The sequence below is a fragment of the Actinoplanes sp. NPDC048791 genome, assembly GCF_040650095.1.
GTDB lineage: Bacteria > Actinomycetota > Actinomycetes > Mycobacteriales > Micromonosporaceae > Actinoplanes.
On record NZ_JBEZGQ010000792.1, the window covers coordinates 1 to 4,003 of the forward strand.

General features: G+C 73.9%; 2 protein-coding genes and 1 pseudogene. All 3 read left to right on the forward strand.

Features of this window, described 5'->3' with window-relative positions:
* Positions 1-272, forward strand: a pseudogene (locus AB0C29_RS37130) ([protein-PII] uridylyltransferase); the annotation flags it as partial.
* Between the two features lie 78 nt (positions 273-350).
* Positions 351-2,852, forward strand: coding sequence for a glycosyltransferase (locus AB0C29_RS37135; RefSeq protein WP_360830613.1), 2,502 nt, complete (start codon positions 351-353; stop codon positions 2,850-2,852).
* 78 nt (positions 2,853-2,930) lie between these two features.
* Positions 2,931-3,968 carry a class I SAM-dependent methyltransferase gene (locus AB0C29_RS37140; RefSeq protein ID WP_360830616.1) on the forward strand — a complete coding sequence of 346 codons (1,038 nt, stop codon included), beginning with the start codon at positions 2,931-2,933 and terminating at the stop codon, positions 3,966-3,968.
* The last annotated feature ends 35 nt before the right edge of the window (positions 3,969-4,003 follow it).

Consider the following 4,003-nt stretch of genomic DNA (forward strand, 5'->3'; position numbering starts at 1 on the left):
GGGCGATGTCGGCCCGCGGCGGCGCGGCTCCCCGGGTGGTCTGGCACCGCGCGGCGGCCACCGACGCGGTCGTGCTGGAGCTGCGCGCGGCTGACTCCGCGGGCCTGCTCTTCCGGGTCGCCAGCGCGCTCGACGAGGCCGGCGCCGAGGTGCGCGCGGCCCGCATCTCCACCCTGGGCAGCGACGTGGTGGACGCGTTCTACCTGGTCGGCGCCTGGGCCGAGGCCTCCGAGCGCGAACGCGTGGAAGCAGCCGTCCTCGCGGCCGTCTGACCAACCCGTCACCTCGATCCGGTTGCCGACGTTGCGCCTAGCGACATCCAGGGCGTACGTGAAGAGGTCTGTTGCCGCATGGGGGAGACACCCGGTCTGCTCGACGACTACCTGCGAGTCGCCCGCTACCACGTCCGGATGGCTGTCCCGCCGACCGCGGTCCGGATCCGTTCGCTCGGTGCGCGGCAGCTGCTCGCCCGCTCCGGGCTCGGTGAGTCCGACGCGTCCTACGCCGACCTGCTCGCCGCGGTCCGCGCCGGGGACACCCGCTGGCTCAAGCAGCGCCGGCGCGCGGTCAAGCCCGCCGTCCTGGCCGGCCTGGCGCAGACCCTGGCCCAGCAGGACATGCTGCCGGAGGACCGCACCGACGCCCTGGCCCTGTACGAGCTGATCCGCACCGCGCTGGGCGCCGACGCGCTGCCGGCCGCGCACCAGGGCCTGCACGTCCAGCTCGCCCTGGCCTGGCAGGGGGCGAACCGGGCCCGGCCGTTGCTGGCGGCGTACCGGCGGATCACCGACAGCGTGCGCGCGGATCTCGAACTCGACCTGGCCAATCCGTTCGCCGGCACCGGGCCGGTGATCGGCTGGCTGACCGCCTTCCGCAAGCTGCTGCCGGAGCCGCCGCTGGCGCTGGAGCACAAGGCCGGGGTGCCGCCGTTCGACCGGCTGACCGTGGCCACCTCGGTCGCCGGCATCGACGAGCCGCAGCGGATCTCGGTCATCGTCACCGCGTTCCACCCCGACGAGGGCCTGATCACGGCCGTCCGCTCGATCCTGGACCAGTCCTGGCGCAACGTCGAGGTGATCATCGTCGATGACGCCTCGCCGCCGGAGTACGACGCCGTGCTGGCCCGGGCGGTCGCGCTGGGCGGGCGGATCCGGCTGGTCAAGCAGCCGGAGAACAGGGGCACCTACGCGGCCCGCAACGCCGGCCTGGACGCCGCCGAGGGCGAGTTCGTGGCGTTCCAGGACTCCGACGACTGGTCCCATCCGCGCCGGCTGGAGTTGCAGGTCAGGCCGCTGCTGGAGGACCGCCGGCTGGTCGCCACCACCTCCGACGGCCTCGGCGTCTCCGAGGAGCTGCTGGTCACCCGGCCCGGGGTACGCCGCAGCCGGTTCAACCCGTCGTCGTTGCTGTTCCGCCGCGGCCAGGTGATGGACCGGCTGGGCTACTTCGATCCGGTGCGCAAGGCCGCCGACTCCGAGTACATCGGGCGGATGGTGGCGGTCTTCGGCGCGGCTGCCGTACGGCACCTCGACTCGCGGCCGCTCGCGTTGATCCGGCTGGCGCTGGGCTCGCTGTCGCGGGCGGAGATCCGGCCGTACTGGATGCACCCGGCGCGGACTGCGTACATGTCGGCGTACCAGCGCTGGCACTCGCGGATCGCCGCCCGGGCCGCCGATCCGCTGCGCCCGCGCGACGGCAGCCGCCGGCCCTTCGCCGCTCCCGACCATCTGCGGCTGGCCCGCGGTGAGGCCGCCGGGCGGCCCGAGTACGACGTCGTGCTGGTCGCCGACTGGCGTTTCCTGCAGGGCGCGCAGCAGTCGGGCCTGCAGGAGATCCGGGCGCTGATCGCGCGCGGCCTGCGGGTCGCCGTGATGCAGATCGAGTCGCTGCGCCCGCCGGCCCGGCGCCGCTGGCCGCTCTGCGCGCCGCTGCAGCAACTGGTCAACGACGGCCGGGTGGACCAGCTGCTGCCCGGTGACGAGAACCGCGCCGAGCTGATCATCGTGCGGCACGCCGCGGTGCTGCAGTTCCCGCCCGACGACCCGTGCCTGCTGCGCGGCCGGCAGGTGCTGATCGTCGCCGACGAGGCACCCGGACGGCTGGCCGACGCCGACCGCCGGTACGTGCCCGCCGACTGCTCCCGGGCCGCGCTGCGGATGTTCAGCACCGAGCCGCTCTGGTGCCCGCAGGACCCGCAGGTACGGGCCGTGCTGCGCAGCGAGACCGTCGAGCTGACGCCGTACGACCTGCCGGCCGTGGTGGACGGGGAGCGGTGGTCGGCCGGGCGGGACGGGGCCGGCAGGTGGCCGGCCGTGGTCGGCACCGACCTCAGTGACGAGGGGGTCTGGCCCGGGGACGTGCGGGCGGCGCTGACCGTCTACGACGAGGTCGGCGAGTGGGACGTGCGGTTGCGGCTGCCGGACTGGCCGCGTACCGGATATCACCCCGGCGGCCCGCGGTCCCGGCTGGTCTACGACGCCGGTGATCTGGACCTGCGGACCTTCGTCCATCAGCTCGACTTCTACCTGCACTTCCCGAGCGCGGACCGGATCGAGACGTTCTCCCGGCCGGCCCTGGAGGCGGCGGCCCTGGGCTGCGTCGTGGTGATGCCCGAACGGCACGCGGCGGTGTTCGGCGACGCCGCCGTCTACTGCGGACCGGGCGAGGCCGAGGCGACGATCCAGCGGTACCACGCGGACCGTGAGCTCTACGCCGAGCAGAGCCGCCGGGCCCGGGCCGTCGTGGCCAAGGCGCACGACCCGCAGCTCTTCGTCGACCGCATCGCGGGAATCGTCACCGCGCCGCACCCGGTCGCCCCGGCCCAACGCGGCGCGTTGATCGCCCGACCGTAACGGCGGTGTCGCCGCGGGCGTTAGGCGATCGTGTTGACCCGCGCCGGGCCCGGCGCGCATGACTTTGGAGGTCCTTCGATGAGCAGCCTGGTCCGGTTCGGTGGTCGGCTGGCGGTGCGGCTGCGCAGCCTGACACGCCCCCAGGCAGTGGTCCTCATGGTGATCCTGGCGCTCTGCGCCGGGGTCTGGTGGTCGGCCGGGTCGGGCCATCAGGGTCTCGCGCTGTCGCTGGTGGCCGGTCTGCTGCTGGCCGTCCTGCTCGGGATCCTGCACCTGTCCCGCTGGATCGGCGGGGTCTACCGGGCCAACCAGAACGCGCACCGCGAGCTGCGCACGGTCGTGGAGCAGTTGCAGCGGCGGGTCGTCGCGACGGTGGAGAAGGAACGGCTCACCGCCGGGGACCGCCACCAGGAGCTGACCCGGACCGTCACCCGCGGCCTGCGGCAGAGCGGGCACGGCACCGACCTGCTGCTGCGTGCGCAGAGCCGGGAGATCGAGGCGCTGGTCCAGCTCTTCCAGCAGTTCACCCCGCGGGCGCCGATGCCGTCCTCCGGTGACTTCGCACTCAACCCGACCGACCTGCTGGAACTGCTGCACCTGGTCCGGCTGCGCCAGCCCCGGCTGGTGGTCGAGCTGGGCAGCGGCACCTCGTCGGTGTGGCTGGCCTACGCCCTGGAACAGTACGGCGGCAAGCTCGTCTCCCTCGACCACGACCCCGACTACGCCCGGCAGACCCGCACGATGCTCGCCGCCCACGGCCTCAACGCCGTCGCCGAGGTCCGCGAGGCCCCGCTGCGCGAGCTCACGGTCAACGGCAAGACCTACCAGTGGTACGACGCGGACAAGCTGACCGACCTCACCGGCATCGACCTGTTGCTGGTCGACGGCCCGCCCGCAGCCACCGGTCCGGACGCGCGCTACCCGGCACTGTCGGTGCTCGCCGGGCGGCTCGCGGGTACGGCCACCGTGGTGCTGGACGACGCCAACCGCGAGGACGAGCGCGACGCCGTACGGCGGTGGACCGAGGAAGTGCCGGGGCTGACCGAGGAGCGGGTGCTGCTCGGGCGGCATGCGGTGCTGGCGTACTCGCGTACCGGGGCACCCGTCACTGTCTGAAGATGGGACCGGCCGGCATGCCCCCGCATGCCGGC

Bases quoted from the DNA above. Each gene is read 5' to 3' on its own strand.
- AB0C29_RS37140 (WP_360830616.1), top strand. From the start codon at position 2,931: ATGAGCAGCCTGGTCCGGTTCGGTGGTCGGCTGGCGGTGCGGCTGCGC.
- AB0C29_RS37135 (WP_360830613.1), top strand. From the start codon at position 351: ATGGGGGAGACACCCGGTCTGCTCGACGACTACCTGCGAGTCGCCCGC.